Below are 21,078 nucleotides of genomic sequence, written 5' to 3' on the forward strand. Positions count from 1 at the left end.
TTAATATCTTTCGATATTGAATTGACTGTGCCGAATAATTACCGAAATAACTATTCTGTTGGTCACTCAGTTTTCAATTGAGACTCTAAATTTGTTTGCCTCGCTACCTAAGTAGTTTAGCTGTTAGAACTCAATCTGTACGAGTGCCCACACAGATGATTGCTTTATATTGTTAAAGAACGTTTTGAGTCGTTTTAGCGTCTCAAGGGATCCGAATAATACACCCTTTATTTTTCGAGTCAACACTTAGTTTTAAACTTTCTTTTTGGAAAATTTAAAACCGAAGTTTTACTTAACTCTCTGAGTAGTTCGTGTCTCGCTATGCGTTGGCGTTTCCCGTCTCAGTGGGGTCGCATTATAGGGAGATTCGAGCGGGGGTCAATGTTTTATTTCAGCTTTTTGACAATTAAATGAATTTAGTATGAAAGCTATACAAATAAAGGGCTGCAGGATACTTTTAGTTTAAAAAATACTCATAATTTATGTATCAATTGATGATGTATTAGTAAGGTTTAAACTAAGCTGTATGTTAAACAAACAACACACAGCTTTATTTAAAATTAAAGATTTATTTAGATGCTATTTCCCATACGGCAATAGAGCCTGATATTTCATTTCCAACAATTAAGAGTGGATTTCCTGTTGCACTTTGCTCTGCTGAAACGAATACCATTCCTTCAGGTGCTAAATCGCCTGTAATATTCGCTCCTTTAATTAAGCCTCTATTATAGAAGTAGTCTTCAAATTGCACATTGTATGGATTAGTAATGTCGTAAACCATAATACCGCCCATACGTTCTAATCCAACAAAAGCAAATGTACGATCGTCAATTTTACCAATAGTCAGCGCTTCAGGCTCTGCGCCTTTATCATCTGAACGTGAGTCACCTTTGTTTTCATCTTCATTATTGTTAAATGATTCACCATGCACAGATGCTGTTATACGTGCTATATCGTCACCTGAATCAAAAACCACCAGCCCATTGCTATCCCAAATAGTAAAAGAACGTGCGCCATAGCCGTAAAGCGATTCGTATTGTCCGTCGTTATTGGTATCGCCTTTTATTGTTGTTACTTTTAAGCGACCAATATCATCATCGTCATTATTTAAGTAATCAAAATTAGTAGCAAGCGTTAAGTCTTCAACGCGGCTTTCATCTATATAAGCTAAGCAGCCATCGTCTTTATCGTAATCAAGTCCGCCCTTTGCTATACAGTCTGCTTCATCCGTTGTATCAAAAAAGTATTCTCTTGCGTCACCTTCGTTGGCAGTGACTATAAAGTTAGCGCCTTTCCAACTAAAGCTTGAGATAGTGTCGGGCTGGTACATACCATAGAGCCCTGGGTATGATTTAAAATTCACGCCGCCGTCTTTATCTGAGGCATCAAGTTGTAAGCTTGACCAATCTTTAAAGCCTAAGCCCTTTAGCTCAAGACTGTTGTCTTGTAGGTTAACTATTGCAAGTGCATTGTTTTCTTGAATAGATACATAAGCATATTTGTTATCTTTAGAAATGCTAACGTACTCGGGCTCTAAATCCATAGCTACGGTGGTATTTATTAGATTACCGTTAATAGTACGACCATTTGGGTTTGCAAAAACTACCCCTTGCGCTTCTAGTTCGGTTTGTTTGTTGTTATAGGCTTTAAAATCAATATTTATTGCTGTATCGGCTATTACATTATTTGTTATATCGATAATACTAATAGAACCTTCAGGATCTACGCTGTAGTCATCACTTGGTTCACCTTCGTTAGCAACCACTGCTTTTGCGCCATCATGGGTGAACGTCACCATGTCTGGTAAAAATCCGACTGTAACATTTTTAATAAATACAGGTGAGTCGCCGCTTATATCGTAAAAAGCAATTTGACCTGTATCACCCGTGCTTTCAGCAGCCATTGCCACTGCAAGTAGATTGTTATTTTCATCAATAGCAATGCTGTTTGCATCGCCTTGGGTGAACTCGTTTAAAGGCAACGTAATAACGGATGTTAAATTTGTGCCGTTTATAACCCCTTCGTTATCTTTAACGAGTGCGGCAGTATCAAAGGTGTCGGCGGGTAAAATATTAACAACAGCGTCATCACCTGAACTGTTAATAGCGTAAATCCATTTTTTAGATGCTTGATATGCAACTATTTCAGCTGCACCTTCTGGGCTTTGTGCATTTAATACACCTCTACCCACAAGGTTAATATTTAATGCTGAATTGGCATTTATACCATTTAACCCATTAGTCCCACCTGTGCCTTGTTCTCCCTGTAATCCTTGAGAGCCGTTTTGACCATCGTCACCATCAAGTGAGCAACCAGTAAGAACAGATATAAGTGACAGCGCAATAATTGATTTTTTAAACATGTAATTTTCCTTAGTATTGTATTTGCTAAATATCAACACACAGGCATGACAAGATTATGGCAGTTTTAATACAGCCCCTCAGCCTAAGTAATTAGCTTATACGCTAGCGGAGTTATTAAAATTAAAGCGGCCGTATAGCCAATCGTTTTTACAGTCGGGGAATAATTTCGTTTAATTGCAACCCCTAGCAAAGGTCTAAGTACATCAATACGTGTAATACCCCATGTAATAACACCGCAAAAAGACCAAGTCCCTGTAATAATGATGAATGGTTCAGCAACAGGCCCTAAACTTAAAGGCTGTAGTAAAAAACACAAAACAATCAAAATGCTTTGATGCAATAAATAAAAGGGAAACACCCATACATTGAGCTGTTTTAAATAGTAAGTATTAAAATTTAAAAATCGACGAGCGAGCGCAAGTACAAAAAATATACCTACAACACGTTGAATATTGTAGCTAGCGCTTAAAATAAAATGAGGAAGAGTAAACACCTTCTGATAACTTAATATTATAAGTACAAACAAAACCGTAAAACTCAAAGCCAGTAATACCAAGTTTTTATTTAAGCAGTTCCAAAAGTAAGTGTTTTTAGCAAGTATGTATCCTGCGAGTAACAGTATTAAGCCGTTAGTCTCTCTGATTGAATCGCCAGTTAAGTAATGGCTTGTAAATAGTACGGCAATAGTGAGCAAGGTAATTAAAAGCCCAAATGACATACCCCCCTTAGCAAATGTTTTTAAAGGCGCAATAAAGGGCAAGCGTGCAAAAAGAGTTAAAACAATAATGATCAGCATAAATTGCCACAACGAGCGCAAATACCATAAGTGATTTACATCCACATTCGGCCACACTCCAGACTGATAATTAATAAAAAGCGTATTGTTAGTCTCTATAAAAGCTAAATAAAATTGCCAATAGCTAATATCAATAACACCTTGCTGTGACATTTCTGCAAACAGCTGTAAAGGCACTATTAACCATAACCCCACCAGCAAGGGTAATAGTAAAAAAATAGAGCGGTATAAGGTGAAATGTAACCAAGACTTAAAGCTGCTTACTTTATCAATCATAAAACGCAGTGCTACGCCCGATATAAACCAAATGAGCAACATGCGCCAAGGTGAAAACACCAACATTAAATATTCAACATACTGTGATGTATAATTACTCTTAAAATGAAACCCCCAGTTTTCGCTATACAACATGCCAATGTGATAAAAAATTAGCGACGCAAATGCGATTACCCTAAGCCAATCAAGATAATATTTACGCGAATTAACTAATGAAGGTTGTTGTACTTGAGTGCTCATGCTTTTACTACTTTATGTATGTTATGCGTTATTCATACCTAAAGCTCTCGCTAAAACTATCTATAAGTGCTTATATTACAAGCAATAGTGATAAAAGGTGGTATACAGGGATAAGCGTGCCACGTCAGCAATAAGCATACATTTATGAACCTACAGCACTTTCAACGTTTTCAAAGCATTTACGCATCAGTATTACTGTGTGCTTACGTATTAATTAATAATACAGTAAACGCTACAACCCAAATAATGGAAGCCCAAAGAGAAGGGGCTTTAACTTTTTTAATGTGGGAGCCATTTGTTTGGGAGTATTCAAGTGCCTTGAGTACTTTGCTTATATTCCCTATTTTAATTTGGTTTTTAAGACACTTATCTTTTAATTGGCAAAATATTACGGCCTCATTAGGTATGTACTTTGGTGTCTCTATTATATTTAGCGTGTTACACGTTGGTATTATGGTAGGGGTTCGTAAATTCATATATTTGTTGAATGATGGGTCTTACAACTTTGGACTTAGCTGGTTTGAGCTTATTTATGAATACCAGAAAGACGCTATAAGCTTTGTGTTTTTCATCGTACTTATCAAAGTATATCAATATGTGGTGCAGCAGTTACTAGGTGAAGCCTCTTCAATTGAAGAAAGTGAGCAGCAAACAACATCGACCATAAACCGCCTATTAGTTAAAAAGCTCGGAAAAGAATTCATTATAAAAATAGAGGATGTTGATTGGCTTGAATCATCGGGTAATTATGTAAACCTACATATAGGCTCACGTATATATCCGTTAAGGGCAACGCTTACAGCATTAAGTAAACAACTTGAAGTGCAGGGGTTTTGTAGAATTCACCGCAGCCATGGCGTAAAACTCGATAAAGTGGAGTCCATTACACCACTACCCAGTGGCGACAGTGAAATAAAATTAACTACAGGTAAAGTACTTAACTTGTCTAGACGCTATAAAGAGCAATTTAAACTTCAGCTAAAATAAAAAAGGCTACCTAAGTAGCCTCTATTGTTATTTTTTAACTGGGCGTTTCCAACCCGTTAAATTACGCTGTTTAGAGCGTGCTATTGCTAATTGATCATCTTCAACGGTACTGGTGATCACAGAGCCTGCACCAATTGTTGCAGTTGCACCTATATTTACTGGAGCAACGAGTGATGAATTAGAACCAATAAAGGCATTATCGCCAATAATAGTTTTTGCTTTGTTAACACCATCGTAGTTACAGGTAATAGTGCCAGCGCCAATATTCACTTTTTCGCCAATTTCAGCATCACCTAAATAACTTAAGTGGTTGGCTTTAGAGCCTTTACCTAGTCGGGTTTTTTTCATCTCAACAAAGTTACCAATGTGTGAGTCTTCTTCCATTACAGCGCCTGGGCGAAGGCGAGCATAAGGACCAAGCGTACACTTATCTGCAACTGTGGCATCTTCAATCAGCGTATTAGCTTTAATAATAACGTTATCACCAATACTACAATTTTTAAGGACACAGTTAGGGCCAATTTGTACGTTGTTACCAAGCGTGACTGTGCCTTCAAAAATAACGTTTACGTCGATAAGTACATCTTCACCGGTGGTAACTGTTCCTCGCACATCAATACGCGCAGGATCAGCAAGTGTTGCGCCATTTAACATTAACTCTTCTGCTTGCCATGCTTGGTAAGCGCGCTCTAAGCCTGCAAGTTGTACGCGGTTATTTGCGCCCTCAACTTCCATTGCATGGTCTGGCTGAGCTGAATTGATTTCTACGCCTTCACTGTGAGCCATTGCAACGATATCTGTTAAGTAGTACTCGCCTTGTGCATTATTGTTAGATAAGTTACCTAACCATGTTTTTAATAGCTTACCGTTAACAGCCATAATGCCTGTATTTACTTCGTTAATAAGTAACTGCTCTGGGCTTGAATCTTTTTGCTCAACAATACCGACTAACTTACCACCGGCACGAAGCATTCGACCATAGCCATTTGGGTTTACCAAATTTACCGTTAATACAGCTAAACCATTTTTAGGTGTTGCGGCTAATAAACGATCTAGTGTTGATTGTTTTGTTAGTGGTACATCACCGTATAAAATTAATACCGTGTCTTCATCATTAACATGAGAGTTGGCTTGCGCTACTGCGTGGCCAGTACCAAGTTGTTCAGCTTGAAGTACCCAATTTACATTGTTATCGGCAAGTTGTTGTTGTAATAGTTCGCCGCCGTGTCCGTAAACTAGGTTTGTAGTCGTTGCACCTAATGCCATCGCATTATCAATAACGTGCTGCACCATTGGTTTACCTGCAACTTTGTGCAAAACTTTAGGTAAAGCAGAGCGCATACGAGTACCTTTACCCGCAGCAAGAATAATAGTTGTTAGAGCCATTAAAACAATTTCCTTTTTTCGTTGTTTTAGCTAAATAAGTCTTATGTTTGATCAGAAGATTACGTAAATCACTTCTTGTGCAAATACTCAGTAGGTTAGTTTATTAGTACTGAATCTTGACTGAAAAAACACACTTAATTGGATGACGTTATTGTAGCGAGGATTCCGGCAGGATATAAGTGTAAAAGTGTAGATAATAATCGGACTAAGGTATTTAGTGTAAATACAAAAGTAACAGGCACAAAAAAGCCCACTTAAAGTGGGCTTTTTACAAACCGGGTAGGCTTACTTGTAACGTAATTGCTGAATTACGCGTAACTGAGCAACTGCTTCTGCCAGTCGCGTAGCCGCTTGCTGATAATCAAACTCAACAGCTGACGAATTCGCCATATGTTCTTCAGCTTCACGTTTAGCTTTTTGTACAGAATCTTCATCTAAATCTTCACCACGAACCGCAGTATCTGCAAGAATCGTGATGTGATTTGGTTGAACTTCTAATGTACCGCCAGCAACATATATCACATCTTCGTGACCAAATTGCTTAACTAAACGTACCATACCAGGTTTAAGGGCAGTTAGTAGTGGAGCATGGCCTAGGTTTACACCCAGCTCGCCTTCACTACCAGATACTTGAATCGATTCAACAAGACCAGAGAACAAACTCTGCTCAGCGCTTACTACGTCAAGATGTACAGTCATAGCTGTCATACTACCCTCCTAGTTACATGCCTTTGGCTTTTTCTTGAGCTTCTTCGATAGAGCCAACCATGTAGAACGCTTGCTCTGGCATATCATCAAATTCACCGTTTAAGATGCCTTTAAAGCCAGAAATTGTATCTTTTAGTGATACGTATTTACCAGACGCGCCTGTAAACACCTCTGCCACGAAGAATGGCTGAGATAGGAAACGTTGGATTTTACGTGCACGAGATACAAGTTGCTTATCTTCGTCAGAAAGCTCGTCCATACCTAGGATTGCAATGATGTCTTTAAGTTCTTTATAACGCTGAAGAACTGTTTGAACGCCACGTGCTGTATCGTAGTGCTCTTGACCAATTACTTGTGGGTCAAGTTGACGTGAAGATGAATCAAGTGGGTCTACCGCTGGGTAAATACCAAGTGATGCGATATCACGTGAAAGTACTACTGTTGCGTCTAAGTGAGCAAAGGTAGTTGCTGGAGATGGATCCGTTAAATCATCCGCAGGTACGTATACCGCTTGGATTGATGTAATTGAACCCGTCTTAGTAGAAGCGATACGCTCTTGAAGCACACCCATTTCTTCAGCAAGTGTAGGCTGGTAACCTACCGCTGATGGCATACGACCAAGTAGTGCAGATACTTCTGTACCAGCAAGAGTATAACGGTAGATGTTATCTACGAAGAAAAGTACATCGCGACCTTCATCACGGAACTTTTCAGCCATAGTAAGACCTGTTAACGCTACGCGTAAACGGTTACCTGGAGGCTCGTTCATCTGACCGTATACAAGCGATACTTTATCAAGTACGTTTGAATCGTTCATCTCATGGTAGAAATCGTTACCCTCACGTGTACGCTCACCAACACCTGCGAATACTGAGTAGCCGCTGTGCTCGATTGCGATGTTACGGATAAGTTCCATCATGTTTACAGTTTTACCAACACCGGCACCACCGAATAAACCAACTTTACCACCTTTAGCAAACGGACATACAAGGTCGATAACCTTGATACCAGTTTCTAAAAGTTCAACTGAACTTGATTGCTCTTCGTATGAAGGTGCTGCACGGTGAATAGACATACGGTCTTCTTCGCCGATTGGACCCGCTTCATCGATTGGCTCACCAAGTACGTTCATGATACGACCAAGTGTTGCTTTACCAACTGGAACTTGAATCGATTCACCTGTATTCATAACTAAAGCACTACGACGTAAACCATCAGTAGTACCCATAGCGATAGTACGCACTACACCGCCACCTAGCTGCTGTTGAACTTCTAGAGTCAAACCAGCTAAATCGCCATCTGTTACTCTTAGTGCGTGGTATACCGCTGGCACGCTATCTTGTGGAAATTCAATATCCACAACGGCGCCGATAATTTGGACGACCTTACCTAAACTCATGTCTATTCCTCTCGTTAATCTTTACCCGAAGCATTAAACTGCTGCTGAGCCAGAACAAATCTCACTAATTTCTTGTGTGATCGCTGCTTGGCGAGCCTTGTTATAAACAAGCTGTAGCTCGTCCATAAGGTCACCTGCGTTATCAGTTGCAGCTTTCATTGCAACCATACGAGCAGCCTGTTCAGAGGCAGCATTTTCTACCACACCTTGGTATGCTTGAGACTCAATAAAGCGTACTAACAAAGACTCTAAAATAGCCTCTGGATTTGGCTCGTATAAGTAATCCCATGTGTGAGCAGATACTTCTTCTTCAGCTTTTGGCAAAGGGAGTAACTGATCTATAATTGGCTCTTGCCTCATGGTATTAACGAATTTGTTATATACCAAGAATAAACGGTCTATTTTGCCTTCAGAAAATGCATCAAGCATAACTTTTACAGGACCAATAACGTCTTGTACTGAAGGTTTATCTCCTAGGCCCGCTTTTTTAGCGAGTAGTTGACCACCAAAACGTTGAAAGAAGCCAGCTGCTTTACTACCTAAAGTAGCAAATTCAGCATCAACACCTTTTTCTTTCCACGCTTTAACATCAAGTGCAACTTTCTTAAACTCGTTTGAGTTTAGACCGCCACACAGACCACGGTCTGTAGAGATAACAATATAACCAACTCGTTTCACTTCACGATCTTTTAAGAACGGGTGAGTAAAATCAAGATTTGCTTGAGCAACACGACCAATTACTTCACGTAATTTGTCAGCGTATGGACGGCTTGAAGCAACGCGTTCTTGCGCCCTTTTCATTTTAGACGCAGCAACCATTTCCATTGCGCTAGTGATCTTTTGAGTATTTTTAATACTCCCGATCTTGCTTTTAATCTCTTTTCCGCTGGCCATGACTCTCTCTCCGAATCAAGGTGTGCTTTAGTTTCCTAAAGCGCACCATTAATAACTAAATTACCAAGTTTGCGTAGACTTGAACTTCGTTAGAAGTTCTTTAAGCTGCGCTTCGATCTCGGCATTCAAGTTACCAGTTTCATTGATTTGAGCCACAAGCTCTGCGTATGTGCTATTTGCATACGAAAGTAAAGCTGCTTCAAAGTCACCGATTTTCGCGATTTCGATGTCTTGAAGGAAGCCTTTTTCAGCAGCAAATAACGACAAAGACATATCAGCAACAGACATTGGCGCGTACTGTTTCTGCTTCATTAGCTCTGTTACACGCTCACCATGCTCAAGTTGAGCACGAGTTGCATCATCAAGGTCAGACGCGAACTGCGAAAACGCAGCTAATTCACGGTACTGAGCTAGGGCTAGACGAATACCGCCACCTAGTTTCTTAACGATTTTAGTTTGTGCAGCACCACCAACACGCGATACCGAGATACCAGCATTTACTGCCGGACGGATACCTGAGTTGAATAAGTCAGTTTCTAAGAAGATCTGACCATCGGTGATAGAGATAACGTTAGTCGGTACGAACGCAGAAACGTCGCCGCCTTGAGTTTCAATGATTGGCAATGCCGTCAATGAACCAGTTTTACCTTTCACTTCACCATTAGTGAACTTTTCAACGTAATCTGCGTTTACACGCGATGCACGTTCTAAAAGACGAGAGTGAAGGTAGAATACGTCACCTGGGTATGCTTCACGGCCTGGTGGACGCTTAAGTAGTAATGAAATTTGACGGTAAGCAACTGCTTGCTTAGACAAATCATCATATACGATTAATGCGTTTTCACCACGGTCACGGAAGTATTCACCCATAGTACAGCCCGCGAACGGTGCTAAGTACTGAAGTGCCGCAGATTCAGAAGCAGATGCAACAACTACGATAGTATTTGCTAGTGCACCATGCTCTTCTAATTTACGAACTACGTTTGCAATAGTAGATGCTTTTTGACCAATCGCAACGTACACACACTTAACGCCTGTGTCTTTTTGATTGATGATTGCATCGATTGCTAGTGCAGTTTTACCTGTTTGGCGATCCCCAATGATAAGTTCACGTTGACCACGACCAACTGGAATCATCGCATCAATAGATTTATAACCAGTTTGAACTGGCTCATCTACAGATTTACGCTCGATTACACCTGGTGCAATTTTTTCTACAGGTTCAAACCCGTCGTTATCTAGAGCGCCTTTACCATCGATTGGAGCACCTAGTGTGTTTACAACACGACCAAGTAAACCAGGACCAACAGGAACTTCTAAAATACGACCAGTTGTATATACTTTTACGCCTTCAGTAAGGTCAGCGTACGGACCCATTACTACTGCACCAATTGAGTCGCGCTCAAGGTTTAGTGCGATAGCATAACGGCTGCCAGGAAGCTCAATCATTTCACCTTGCATACAGTCAGCAAGACCGTGGATGCGGATGATACCGTCAGTAACAGATACAATAGTACCTTCGTTACGAGCTTCACTTACAACTTCGAACTTCTCAATACGTTGTTTGATCAGATCTGAAATTTCAGTGGAATTAAGTTGCATGCTCTTTTTCCCAATTACGATTGTAGTGTTGTAGCTAAGCGGTTTAATTTACCGCGAATAGTACCGTCGATTACAGTGTCGCCAGACCTAATAATAAGTCCACCAACCACTGACGCGTCTTCACTACAATTCAGCTTAACTTTGCGTGCGAAACGTTTTTCAAGTGCCGCTACCAATGACTCTTGTTGCGCAGCAACAAGAGGAGTTGCAGAAATCACATCTACTTCGATTTCTTTATCGTATTCTGCTTTAAATTCAGCAAATAACTGTGCAACTTCAGGTAGAGCTGTCAAACGTCCATTTTCAGCCATCACCTTAACTAGGTTCTGACCTTGTTCGTTGAGCTGCTCAGCACAAAGTTGAATAAATAATTCAGCTTGTGCAGTAGCTGTAGGCATACTCGCTAAAACAGACGATGCTTGCTCATTGCTGGCTACATGGCCTGCAAAGAACAACATATCATTCCAGCTTTCTAGAGTGCCTTTCTCAACGGCAAGTTCAAAAGCCGCTTTAGCGTATGGGCGAGCGATAGTAGTCAAATTAGACATGCTCATACCCTCCTAATTACAGCTCAGCGACAAGTTTTTCAACGATGTCACTATGTGCGGCTTGATTAATTTCACGCTCTAAAATACGTTCTGCGCCAATCACTGCCAGAGTTGCTACTTGCTTACGTAGTTCTTCTGTTATGCGATTACGTTCAGACTCAACTTCAGAGTGCCCTTGAGCAATGATACTTTCACGCTCTTGTTGACCACGAAGTGTTTCTTCGTCAACAATTAGCACTGCACGCTTTTTAGCTTGATCAATGATATCAGCCGCTTGAGCTTTTGCATCTTTAAGCTGTTCAGCAGCTTTCTTTTGCGCAAGTTCTAAGTCTTTTTCGGCTCTATCAGAGGCAGCTAAACCATCTTCGATTTTTTTCTGGCGAGCTTCAATTGCACCGTTTAGTGGTGGCCATACGTATTTCATACAAAATAATACGAACACCGTAAACGCAATCAATTCACCGATAAGAGTGGCGTTTAAATTCACAACCGCTCCTCCTTAAATAGTAAGCTGTTCAAAGAATAAAATTAAAGTACGAACAACAATACCATAGCGATACCAACACCAATCATTGCTACAGCATCGATTAGACCAGCAAGGATAAACATTTTAACTTGTAGCGAAGGTGCAAGCTCAGGTTGACGCGCACATGCTTCAAGGAATTTACCGCCCATGTTACCAAAACCGATTGCTGTGCCGATTGCACCAAAACCGATTAGTAAAGCTACTGCGATGTATTTTAAGCCTGTTAATAATTCTAAAGCTTCCATTTATTTCTCCAAAGTTTCAATTGTAAAGTTAAAAGTAAAAGTAAAATTGTAAATCTAAAAATTAGTGATTATCTGAACTTGCCATGCTTAGGTATACAATCGTAAGCATCATGAATAAGAATGCTTGTAATGTAATAACTAGAATATGGAATACAGCCCAAACAAAGTGCAACGGTAGTTGCATAAAACCGATAGCGCCGATCAAGATGAAAATCAACTCACCAGCATATAAGTTACCAAACAAACGTAGTGCTAATGAAAACGGTTTAGAAACGAGTGCAATCAGTTCAAGTAATAAGTTAAATGGTATCAAAATAATTTGAACAAACATGTTATTTGAGCTGAACGGATGAAGCGTTAACTCTTTAATAAACCCGCCAATACCTTTTATTTTGATTGAAAAGCCAACCATTAGTATAAATACACCCAGCGCTAGCGCTGAAGTCATATTAATGTCAGTCGTTGGTACAATTTTCATGTACACATCGTGTGAATCCATACCAAATGCAGTCTCACCAACGAAACCTGCAAGTGCTGGAATGAAATCAACTGGTATTAAATCCATTAAGTTCATTAAGAACACCCAAACGAAAATCGTTAAGGCTAATGGTGCAATAAGCTTGCTTTTACCATGGAAAGTATCGCGTACGTTGTCACCAACGAATTCTACGATTATTTCAATAAAACACTGAAATTTCCCAGGTACACCTAGTGTTGATTTTTTAGCGGCACTACGAAAGATCCATAAAAATATAAGACCTAAACCGATAGACCATGCAAGGGTATCTATATGCCATGTCCAGAATCCACTGTCCGTACATGCTTTATTGAAGGCGAGACCTGTATCGGTCGAACACATCTTAGCATTGGTCAAATGGTGCTGGATATGGCCAGATAGAGTAACTTCTTCTGCTGCCATGTTATATCCCAAAAGTTAATGTTTAAAAAAAACGGGTGCGAACAATCCAGTAAAGAGCGCCAGTATATAAGTACTAAAAAAGGGTAATAAAATTACCGGAAAATGCTTCAGTACTAGCGCAAACAATACGATTGTTAGCATAAACTTTAATCCGTTGCCGCGTTTCAACGAGGCATACGCTTGATTTGCTCGGCTTGCACCCATATATCTGAATGCATAAAGCGCAAATACAAAGTGCGGAAGTACTGCTACAGCTCCACCAACAAGTGATGAAAGCCCTGCATTGACTCCCGAACTAAAAAAAATAATTACAGCAGCAACTAATGCTACAACACCCTGAAGGCAAATTAACTTTAATACGGCAAGTCGATATGGACTTGCTAACTTGTCAGTCACGTTTAGTTAACCTTTATTGCGTTCTAATTGTTAGGGTGTGAAAACTGGCGAAATTATACTTAATCCTGCCAGTTTTGCAACTTGAGTAGACGCTTTGTAACACGAAATAGCTACAAATGTCCCTTTTCAGACATGTAATAAATTAATGGTGGGTATTGTCGTGATTGATACGATTTAAAATGCCGTCAAGTTCATCTAAATTAGTATAAGAAATAACAAGCTTACCTTTGCCTTTTTTATTGTAGTTAATCTCAACTTTGGCACCTAGGTTTTCAGCGAGTTGTTGCTCTAACTGCTTAACATCAGGATCTTTTTCGGTTACTTCTTTAGCAGGTACAGGCTCTAAGATAGAACGTACGAGCTTTTCAGTTTCTCGAACGGTTAGTGCTTTAGCAACCGCTAAACGAGCAGCATCTGACTGCGCTTCACCTTCAAGAGCTAACAGACAACGAGCATGGCCCATTTCGATATCGCCATGTTCTAACAGAATTTTTACATCGTTATTTAAATTATTTAAACGCAGTAAATTAGTTACTGTTGTACGTGATTTACCAACGGCATCGGCTACTTGCTGATGTGTTAGTTCAAATTCTATAAGTAAACGATTAAGTGCAACCGCTTCTTCCATAGCATTTAAATCTTCACGCTGAATATTTTCTATCAGTGCAATCGCAACGGCAGCTTCATCAGGTACATCTTTAATAATACAAGGCACTGTTTCAAGCTTAGCTATTTGCGCAGCGCGCCAACGACGCTCACCAGCAATAATTTCGAAGCTATTGTGTGCAATAGGGCGCACAACAATGGGTTGAATAATACCTTGTGAGCGAATAGAACTAGCAAGCTCTTCTAACGCCTCTTCAGACATGTCTTTACGAGGTTGGTATTTACCCGAGTGTAAAAACTCTATTGGGAGTTTTTGTAATTCACTATTATTAGCCGCAGCATTTTGCACAGCCTCAGAAACGTTTGATGTGTCTTGTTCCTTGCTTGGGCTTGGTGCAGGCTTTGACGAACTTAAAAGTGCATCGAGTCCTCGGCCTAAACCTCGTTTTTTAGCAGACATGTTATTTTTTTACCTCAAAGTTAGGCGACAACGGACGCTGTTTTTTCTTTTCTGCGTAACATTTCACCAGCGAGTGCTAAATATGCTTTAGCACCACTTGATGCCCGGTCATAGTACATAGCAGGAGTACCAAAACTAGGTGCCTCCGCTAAACGAACATTACGCGGGATCACCGTACGGTATACCTTATCGCCAAAATGTTGTTTTAATTGTTCTGATACATCATTTGCCAAACGGTTACGCGGGTCGTACATAGTACGAAGTATACCTTCAATTTGTAAGCTAGGATTCACTAACTTAGCAAGTTGCGTAATCGTATCCATTAATGCGGTTAACCCTTCTAGTGCATAATACTCACACTGCATTGGCACTAAAATAGAATCAGCTGCGGCCATTGCGTTAACAGTTAACATATTTAGAGAGGGCGGACAGTCAATAAAAATAAATTCGTACTGGTCCTGAATTTTTTCAAGTGCATTACGTAAACGCACTTCACGGGCAAATAATTCCATCAATTTAACTTCTGCAGCGGTTACATCACCGTTTGCAGCAATCATATGGTATTCACCAGACGTTTCTTTAATGATAACGTCTTCTATAGGTTTATCTTCAATAAGTAGGTCGTAAATAGTTGGCACGTCGCCATATTTATCTACGCCACTACCCATAGTCGCATTACCTTGCGGATCGAGATCAATTAACAGCACTTTACGTTTCGTTGCAGCCATAGACGCAGCGAGGTTAACAGCGGTTGTAGTTTTACCCACTCCACCTTTTTGATTTGCTAATGCGATGACTTTTGCCACGGTGTCTCTGATCCCTAGTCTTTAGAAAGAATAATTAAATGTCGTTGTGCATCTAAATTAGGTACTTCTAATGCAATTTTTTGCTCAAACTTAACGCCTGCAGGTAGTGACTCTAGCTCTTCGCTAGGGAACACGCCTTTAAGTGCTATAAATTTACCCGAATGATCGATTAAGTGCGAACACCAGTCAACCATATCTTGTAATGAAGCAAAAGCACGACTTAGTACGCCGTCTAATTTAACACTTGGTTGATATTCTTCAACTCTTGACTGAACCGGGGTTACATTATCAAGACCAAGCTCATGTTTAACATGCATTAAAAATCGTACACGTTTACCTAAGCTATCTAATAACACAAAATGTGTATTAGGTAATGCAATTGCTAATACGATACCCGGTAATCCAGGACCCGTTCCAACATCAATATAATGATGACCGGGTAAGTGAGGCGCAACAACTAAGCTATCCATAATATGCTTAATCATCATTTCTTCAGGTAAGCGTACTGAGGTTAAGTTATAAGCCTTATTCCACTTATTCAATAACTCGACGTAACGAACTAGCTGTTGCTGTTGTTTTTCTGTTAGCGCAATATCAGTTTGCGTTAACAATGTAGTTAATTGTTGCTGTAACACTATGTACCCTTACCGTTACGCGGATTTGCGTAATAAGCCTTGCTTCTTCAGATACACTAATAATAGCGAAATCGCCGCTGGGGTGATACCAGAAATACGCGATGCTTGACCAATAGTGTCAGGACGCGACTCAATAAGCTTGGCAACTACCTCATTTGACAAACCAGATACGGTTTTATAATCAAACTCTTTTGGTAAAATTGTTTGCTCATGACGAAGCTGTTTGTTGATCTCATCTTGTTGACGCGCAATATAACCTGCGTACTTAGTATGGATCTCAACTTGTTCAAGTGCCGCTTTGTTTGTAAATTCAGATCCTAATCCTTCTATAGCCATAAGATCGTTATAACGAATCTCTGGGCGACGAAGTAATTCTTCTAAACTTGCTTCACGTGTAAGCGGTGTTTTCAGTAATGCATTTACTTGTTCTACAACGGCGTGATCTTTATGAATCCACGTATCTTTAATGCGTTGCTTCTCTTTTTCGATTACTTCCATTTTTTCGTTAAATGCCTGCCAGCGTTCGTCATTAACTAAACCTAGTTCACGGCCTTTTTCAGTTAAACGAATATCAGCATTATCTTCACGAAGTAATAAACGGTATTCGGCACGACTGGTAAACATGCGGTATGGTTCTTTTGTACCCAGTGTTGCTAAGTCGTCGATTAATACACCAACGTAAGCTTCATCACGACGTGGTGTCCAAGAATCTTTGCCTTGTACTTTTAGTGCAGCATTCATCCCTGCAATTAAGCCTTGTGCACCCGCTTCTTCATAGCCGGTAGTACCGTTAATTTGACCCGCAAAAAATAAACCTTCAATAAATTTAGTTTCTAAAGATTGTTTTAAATCACGTGGATCAAAGTAATCATATTCAATTGCGTAACCAGGTCGACAAATATGTGCATTTTCAAAACCTGTAATCGATTGCACAATTTCAAGTTGTACATCAAACGGTAAACTAGTCGAAATACCATTTGGGTATAATTCGTATGATGTTAAACCTTCAGGCTCAACAAATATTTGATGTTTATCTTTATCTGCAAAACGAACAATTTTATCTTCAATTGAAGGGCAGTATCGTGGACCAATACCTTCAATAACACCTGAGTACATAGGTGAGCGATGTAAGTTTTTACGAATAACATCATGTGTTTTTTCGTTTGTGTAAGTTATGTAACACGGTATCTGTTGTGGGTGATCTGATTGTTTACCCATAAACGAAAACACAGGAGTTGGTGTATCACCTGGCTGTGCTTCCATTTTTGTAAAATCAACAGTACGTGCATCAATACGTGGAGGTGTACCTGTTTTTAAACGATCAACTCTAAATGGATGTTCACGTAAGCGATCAGCTAAAGCGATTGAAGGAGGATCGCCTGCACGACCGCCTTTATAATTTTCTAAACCAATATGAATTAAGCCGCCTAAAAAAGTACCCACGGTTAAAACAACACTTGGTGCACTAAAACGTAAACCCATTTGAGTTACTACGCCAGTAACACGATCGTTTTCAACAATAAGATCATCACATGATTGTTGAAAAATCTTAAGGTTATCTTGGTTTTGTAATGTTGTTTGAATAGCCGCTTTGTACAAAGCGCGATCTGCTTGTGCTCGAGTAGCACGAACAGCAGGTCCTTTTGAAGAATTTAGTGTACGAAATTGGATCCCGCCTTTATCAATGGCCTGTGCCATTGCACCACCAAGAGCGTCGATCTCTTTTACCAAATGACCTTTGCCAATCCCACCAATTGCTGGGTTGCAAGACATTTGACCAAGGGTATCCATATTGTGAGTCAGTAGCAGGGTATTCATCCCCATACGGGCAGCTGCTAATGCGGCTTCAGTGCCAGCATGTCCACCACCTACTACGATAACGTCAAAATTTTCGTGAAAAATCATTAATGGGATCCTACTTAAATCAAACCGGTAAACTTCAAAAGGGAGCGTATTCTACCTAGAAATTGGCAGAAGATAAATGATTAAACAAAGGGCAAGATCTAAGTATGTGATCTCTAATAATATAAAGGATCTTTTAAAGAGATCTTTTATTACTATTACTACTACTGATCGACTTTTCTGTTGATAAGGTTTAGATCTTCATTTAAAACATGAAATTAGATCAGATCTAAAGGTGTTAATATGATCGGATCATCCAGCAAATAAGCTCTGATCAAAAAGGCACTTTATACACAGGGTTGAATCAGTTGGATCTTATCCAATGGATAAGCATGCTTTAAAACGCAGTTTATTCAATCTTTATCCACAAAACCTATTAAATTATTAGTAAATTGTGGGTAACTTTATATATAACTTTTTACTTGATCTATCTATTTTATGCCTGTTTGAGCTATCCAAGAGTCTAACCATGTTAATGCAGTGTCTTCTGGTAGTGCTTCATCGAGAATATTAAGCTCTAAACGTTCTGCTACTTTTATAGCGCCTTTTTGAGTTAATAAGGCATCTATATTACGTCCTGCTAGGTTATAAGTGTCATAACTAGTGTCGCCTAAAGCGATTACTGAATATTTTAATTCAGATAAATCATCTGCTTGAGTTACATCTTCAACAAAACTAATAAGATTTTCAGGGTAATCACCTGCACCATAAGTTGATGTGCAGATTAACCAAATGGTATTTTGCTGATCAATATCGCTAAATTCAGGTTGATCATGTAGTTGCGTAGTAATACCAAGGTTATTAAGCGCGTCGCTTAATTGCTCTGCAACATACTCGGCTGATCCCATTTGGCTGCCGACAATAAGATTTACTGAACTCATGAATATTAGTGATCACATTGGTTTTAATTGCCGCCTATGATAACTGAGTGAGGGTAACAGTAAAGTTAAGAGTGCTTTTTTGTATAACTATTTTTGCGGTAATTTTACACTCATTCAAAATTGTGTCTTTAAGTTGTTGATAATATAGTGTTTAACAAATTATCTTTAAATGTAATCTTCTGATCAAGTTGTTGATAACAGTGGGGAAAGCTCTGCTTAAACTGTTTTTTAGGTTGTTTTATATTCGCTAAGTTATTGATATTACTTGTCAGTAAGGAATTAAATTGTAAATATCTCAATTAAAAATACATGTTGATCATAATGTGGATATAAAGCCTGTTGATAACCTTAAATTTAGATCGAAAATAATTTTTAAAAATGATCTAATAAAGCAGATCTAATGAAATTAATTAAAAATAAGTTCATAAATAGATAAATTACAATTGATCATGAGGTTTTTGCAGCTGATTTACCTAGTTTTGGTATTTATTTGAGCTGAAAATTAGGTATTGTGGATAAGTGATCTCGGTATTTTTAATTTTATGCGAATTTAGAGCTGCTATTTTTATTAATTTTGCTGGTGGAGTAAGCAGATCAAAAGTTTTGAATACTTAGCAGTTGAGTTATTTTATTTAAAAATCACAGTGATCATCAAATTATATGTTGTCAAAAGTAAGCTTTTTAGAGTACTAATCAGTGTTTTTTAGCTCTTTAATTGAGCGAATAGCATCATCTTTTGCGTGTATGAGGTGTGTTTTAGTGCATTTTTGTGAGCTAAAGTAAGTATAAGGAAGCCATTTATAACTACTTTTTGTATGACATATAACGCTATTAAAGCGCGCGGTTGTTTGAAAAGGCATTGGTTTTAGTCTTAATAATAGGTGTAATTTGTGCTATTAATTCCCCCAATAAGCACTCTCAGTATTGCCTACTCTATATAATCTGACCTCTCTTAGCACGTAACAAAGGTAGTTTTGGATATGATTTTATTGGCAGTAATTTGCAGGCATCAGGTGTATAAATATATATTTTACAGCTGAATATTTTACATAAAAAAAGAGCACCTAAGTGCTCTTATAATAAAAATATATCTGTAATAGGGTGTTTATTTACCAATACAAAACGAGCTAAATATTTTGCCAAGTAGGTCGTCTGAGGTAAATTCACCTGTAATTTCATTTAAATGCTGTTGTGTTAAACGCAGTTCTTCAGCGAGTATTTCACCAGCAATGTGCATTTCTAATTGTGTTTTACCCGTTTCTAAATGATACGCAGCACTTTCTAGTGCATCTAAATGACGACGGCGCGCCATAAAGCCACCTTCTGTTGCGCCTTGAAAGCCTATACACGCTTTTAAATGCTCGCGAACAAGTTCAATACCGTCAGCATTTTTAGCACTTAAGCTGATTACCGGGTATTGTTGCTCTTGCTCCATTCCGACTATGTCGCCCGATAAATCAGCTTTATTTCTGATGACCGTAACCCCCATACCTTCTGGTAATTTTGCCATAAATTCAGGCCAAATTTTGTGCGGGTCAGTATCTATAGTATCAGTGCCATCAAGCATAAATAAAACGCGGTCGGCTTGGTTTATTTCATCCCATGCACGCTCAATACCTATTTGTTCTACTCTGTCTGGGCTTTCGCGTAGGCCTGCTGTATCTATAATATGCAGTGGCATACCATCTATATGTATATGCTCTCTTAGTACGTCGCGAGTGGTACCGGCTATTTCTGTTACGATTGCGGCTTCACGACCGGCTAGGGCGTTAAGCAGGCTTGATTTACCCGCATTAGGGCGACCTGCAATAACAACACGCATACCTTCGCGCATGATGCTGCCTTGCTTCGCTTGGTTGGTTACAGTGTTAAGCTGAGTAATAATCGCGTCTAAGTCTCCTGACACTTTACCATCGGATAAAAAATCAATTTCTTCATCAGGAAAATCTATTGCCGCTTCTACATACATACGTAAGTGAATTACTTTTTCTACGAGTGTTTCTATGTGTTTAGAAAATTCACCTTGGAGAGACTGTAGGGCGCTTTTAGCGGCTTGCTCGCTGGTAGCATTAATTAAGTCGGCGATGGCTTCTGCTTGTGTTAAATCAAGCTTGTCATTCATAAATGCGCGCTCTGAGAACTCACCAGGCTTTGCTAAACGAACGCCCTCTATTTTACTAATTTCTTTAAGTAACATATCCAGTACTACAGGACCGCCGTGGCCTTGTAATTCAAGTACGTCTTCACCAGTAAATGAGTTAGGACCTGCAAAGTAAATGGCAATACCTTGATCAAGTTGCTCGCCAGCAAGGCTTTTAAATGGCACATAATCGGCGTAGCGAACTTTAGGTATTTTACCTACTACTTTTTCGGCGACACTTTTAGCAAGGCTACCTGAAACGCGAATAATACCAACACCACCACGTCCAGGTGCTGTTGCTTGTGCTGCAATTGTATCTTGATTGATCATGCTATTAATTTGCCAACGATGAGTAACTTTATG

The 21,078-nt window shown here is 39.3% G+C and carries 19 protein-coding genes; 1 reads left to right on the forward strand and 18 read right to left on the reverse strand.

Annotation, left to right across the window (positions count from 1 at the left end):
- Nucleotides 1-568: 568 nt before the first annotated feature.
- Together GQR52_RS17380 and GQR52_RS17385 are read right to left on the reverse strand one after the other, a co-directional pair.
- On the reverse strand, nucleotides 569-2,362 hold the full coding sequence (locus GQR52_RS17380; protein WP_165729260.1) for a choice-of-anchor I family protein: 1,794 nt from the start codon (nucleotides 2,360-2,362) through the stop codon (nucleotides 569-571).
- Between the two features lie 83 nt (nucleotides 2,363-2,445).
- Nucleotides 2,446-3,675 (reverse strand): acyltransferase family protein, encoded by a 1,230-nt coding sequence (locus GQR52_RS17385; RefSeq protein ID WP_165729261.1) that lies wholly within the window; start codon nucleotides 3,673-3,675, stop codon nucleotides 2,446-2,448.
- Between the two features lie 144 nt (nucleotides 3,676-3,819).
- Here GQR52_RS17385 and GQR52_RS17390 point away from each other — a divergent pair, with 144 nt between their 5' ends.
- Nucleotides 3,820-4,662, forward strand: a complete 843-nt coding sequence (locus GQR52_RS17390; RefSeq protein ID WP_165729262.1) for a LytTR family DNA-binding domain-containing protein — start codon at nucleotides 3,820-3,822, stop codon at nucleotides 4,660-4,662.
- 27 nt (nucleotides 4,663-4,689) lie between these two features.
- Here the strand turns inward: GQR52_RS17390 and glmU are convergent, their stop codons facing one another.
- The 16 genes from glmU to mnmE form a co-directional block, all read right to left on the reverse strand.
- Complete coding sequence (gene glmU / locus GQR52_RS17395) at nucleotides 4,690-6,048, reverse strand: bifunctional UDP-N-acetylglucosamine diphosphorylase/glucosamine-1-phosphate N-acetyltransferase GlmU (protein WP_165729263.1); 1,359 nt, start codon at nucleotides 6,046-6,048, stop codon at nucleotides 4,690-4,692.
- Nucleotides 6,049-6,333: 285 nt separating this feature from the next.
- On the reverse strand, nucleotides 6,334-6,756 hold the full coding sequence (locus GQR52_RS17400) for a F0F1 ATP synthase subunit epsilon (RefSeq protein WP_165729264.1): 423 nt from the start codon (nucleotides 6,754-6,756) through the stop codon (nucleotides 6,334-6,336).
- Between the two features lie 13 nt (nucleotides 6,757-6,769).
- A complete protein-coding gene (atpD, locus tag GQR52_RS17405; protein WP_007585971.1) occupies nucleotides 6,770-8,155 on the reverse strand; it encodes a F0F1 ATP synthase subunit beta in 1,386 nt (461 codons plus the stop codon).
- A 33-nt stretch (nucleotides 8,156-8,188) separates the two neighbouring features.
- On the reverse strand, nucleotides 8,189-9,049 hold the full coding sequence (atpG, locus tag GQR52_RS17410; RefSeq protein ID WP_007585974.1) for a F0F1 ATP synthase subunit gamma: 861 nt from the start codon (nucleotides 9,047-9,049) through the stop codon (nucleotides 8,189-8,191).
- Nucleotides 9,050-9,109: 60 nt separating this feature from the next.
- Nucleotides 9,110-10,651, reverse strand: coding sequence for a F0F1 ATP synthase subunit alpha (gene atpA, locus GQR52_RS17415; RefSeq protein ID WP_007585976.1), 1,542 nt, complete (start codon nucleotides 10,649-10,651; stop codon nucleotides 9,110-9,112).
- Nucleotides 10,652-10,665: 14 nt separating this feature from the next.
- Nucleotides 10,666-11,199 (reverse strand): F0F1 ATP synthase subunit delta, encoded by a 534-nt coding sequence (gene atpH, locus GQR52_RS17420; protein ID WP_007585978.1) that lies wholly within the window; start codon nucleotides 11,197-11,199, stop codon nucleotides 10,666-10,668.
- A gap of 16 nt (nucleotides 11,200-11,215) precedes the next feature.
- On the reverse strand, nucleotides 11,216-11,686 hold the full coding sequence (atpF, locus tag GQR52_RS17425) for a F0F1 ATP synthase subunit B (RefSeq protein ID WP_004335264.1): 471 nt from the start codon (nucleotides 11,684-11,686) through the stop codon (nucleotides 11,216-11,218).
- Between the two features lie 41 nt (nucleotides 11,687-11,727).
- The gene (gene atpE / locus GQR52_RS17430) at nucleotides 11,728-11,970 is read right to left on the reverse strand and encodes a F0F1 ATP synthase subunit C (RefSeq protein ID WP_007585980.1); all 243 of its coding nucleotides are present in this window, start codon (nucleotides 11,968-11,970) and stop codon (nucleotides 11,728-11,730) included.
- A 61-nt stretch (nucleotides 11,971-12,031) separates the two neighbouring features.
- Nucleotides 12,032-12,889 (reverse strand): F0F1 ATP synthase subunit A, encoded by an 858-nt coding sequence (atpB, locus tag GQR52_RS17435; protein ID WP_010555143.1) that lies wholly within the window; start codon nucleotides 12,887-12,889, stop codon nucleotides 12,032-12,034.
- Between the two features lie 15 nt (nucleotides 12,890-12,904).
- Nucleotides 12,905-13,285: an ATP synthase subunit I gene (locus tag GQR52_RS17440; protein WP_165729265.1), complete on the reverse strand. Its 381-nt coding sequence runs from the start codon at nucleotides 13,283-13,285 to the stop codon at nucleotides 12,905-12,907.
- Nucleotides 13,286-13,427: 142 nt separating this feature from the next.
- The gene (locus GQR52_RS17445; protein ID WP_165729267.1) at nucleotides 13,428-14,351 is read right to left on the reverse strand and encodes a ParB/RepB/Spo0J family partition protein; all 924 of its coding nucleotides are present in this window, start codon (nucleotides 14,349-14,351) and stop codon (nucleotides 13,428-13,430) included.
- 20 nt (nucleotides 14,352-14,371) lie between these two features.
- Nucleotides 14,372-15,157, reverse strand: coding sequence for a ParA family protein (locus tag GQR52_RS17450; protein ID WP_004335235.1), 786 nt, complete (start codon nucleotides 15,155-15,157; stop codon nucleotides 14,372-14,374).
- A gap of 14 nt (nucleotides 15,158-15,171) precedes the next feature.
- Nucleotides 15,172-15,792 (reverse strand): 16S rRNA (guanine(527)-N(7))-methyltransferase RsmG, encoded by a 621-nt coding sequence (gene rsmG / locus GQR52_RS17455; RefSeq protein WP_165729269.1) that lies wholly within the window; start codon nucleotides 15,790-15,792, stop codon nucleotides 15,172-15,174.
- 15 nt (nucleotides 15,793-15,807) lie between these two features.
- On the reverse strand, nucleotides 15,808-17,697 hold the full coding sequence (mnmG, locus tag GQR52_RS17460) for a tRNA uridine-5-carboxymethylaminomethyl(34) synthesis enzyme MnmG (RefSeq protein WP_010555145.1): 1,890 nt from the start codon (nucleotides 17,695-17,697) through the stop codon (nucleotides 15,808-15,810).
- Between the two features lie 428 nt (nucleotides 17,698-18,125).
- Nucleotides 18,126-18,575 carry an FMN-binding protein MioC gene (gene mioC, locus GQR52_RS17465; protein WP_024591277.1) on the reverse strand — a complete coding sequence of 150 codons (450 nt, stop codon included), beginning with the start codon at nucleotides 18,573-18,575 and terminating at the stop codon, nucleotides 18,126-18,128.
- A 1,105-nt stretch (nucleotides 18,576-19,680) separates the two neighbouring features.
- Nucleotides 19,681-21,045 (reverse strand): tRNA uridine-5-carboxymethylaminomethyl(34) synthesis GTPase MnmE, encoded by a 1,365-nt coding sequence (gene mnmE / locus GQR52_RS17470; protein WP_165729271.1) that lies wholly within the window; start codon nucleotides 21,043-21,045, stop codon nucleotides 19,681-19,683.
- Between the last annotated feature and the right edge of the window lie 33 nt (nucleotides 21,046-21,078).

Origin of the sequence: Pseudoalteromonas sp. 31A1 (assembly GCF_011378815.1) — a bacterium.
In the GTDB taxonomy this organism is placed as follows: Bacteria; Pseudomonadota; Gammaproteobacteria; order Enterobacterales; family Alteromonadaceae; genus Pseudoalteromonas; species Pseudoalteromonas arctica.

Excerpts from the sequence above, each read along its gene's own strand:
- mioC (WP_024591277.1), bottom strand. The coding sequence starts at position 18,575 with ATGAGTTCAGTAAATCTTATTGTCGGCAGCCAAATGGGATCAGCCGAG.
- glmU (WP_165729263.1), bottom strand. The coding sequence starts at position 6,048 with ATGGCTCTAACAACTATTATTCTTGCTGCGGGTAAAGGTACTCGTATG.
- atpB (WP_010555143.1), bottom strand. The coding sequence starts at position 12,889 with ATGGCAGCAGAAGAAGTTACTCTATCTGGCCATATCCAGCACCATTTG.
- GQR52_RS17445 (WP_165729267.1), bottom strand. The coding sequence starts at position 14,351 with ATGTCTGCTAAAAAACGAGGTTTAGGCCGAGGACTCGATGCACTTTTA.
- atpA (WP_007585976.1), bottom strand. The coding sequence starts at position 10,651 with ATGCAACTTAATTCCACTGAAATTTCAGATCTGATCAAACAACGTATT.
- atpD (WP_007585971.1), bottom strand. The coding sequence starts at position 8,155 with ATGAGTTTAGGTAAGGTCGTCCAAATTATCGGCGCCGTTGTGGATATT.
- GQR52_RS17390 (WP_165729262.1), top strand. The coding sequence starts at position 3,820 with ATGAACCTACAGCACTTTCAACGTTTTCAAAGCATTTACGCATCAGTA.
- atpE (WP_007585980.1), bottom strand. The coding sequence starts at position 11,970 with ATGGAAGCTTTAGAATTATTAACAGGCTTAAAATACATCGCAGTAGCT.
- atpH (WP_007585978.1), bottom strand. The coding sequence starts at position 11,199 with ATGTCTAATTTGACTACTATCGCTCGCCCATACGCTAAAGCGGCTTTT.
- GQR52_RS17385 (WP_165729261.1), bottom strand. The coding sequence starts at position 3,675 with ATGAGCACTCAAGTACAACAACCTTCATTAGTTAATTCGCGTAAATAT.
- mnmE (WP_165729271.1), bottom strand. The coding sequence starts at position 21,045 with ATGATCAATCAAGATACAATTGCAGCACAAGCAACAGCACCTGGACGT.
- GQR52_RS17400 (WP_165729264.1), bottom strand. The coding sequence starts at position 6,756 with ATGACAGCTATGACTGTACATCTTGACGTAGTAAGCGCTGAGCAGAGT.
- mnmG (WP_010555145.1), bottom strand. The coding sequence starts at position 17,697 with ATGATTTTTCACGAAAATTTTGACGTTATCGTAGTAGGTGGTGGACAT.
- GQR52_RS17380 (WP_165729260.1), bottom strand. The coding sequence starts at position 2,362 with ATGTTTAAAAAATCAATTATTGCGCTGTCACTTATATCTGTTCTTACT.
- atpG (WP_007585974.1), bottom strand. The coding sequence starts at position 9,049 with ATGGCCAGCGGAAAAGAGATTAAAAGCAAGATCGGGAGTATTAAAAAT.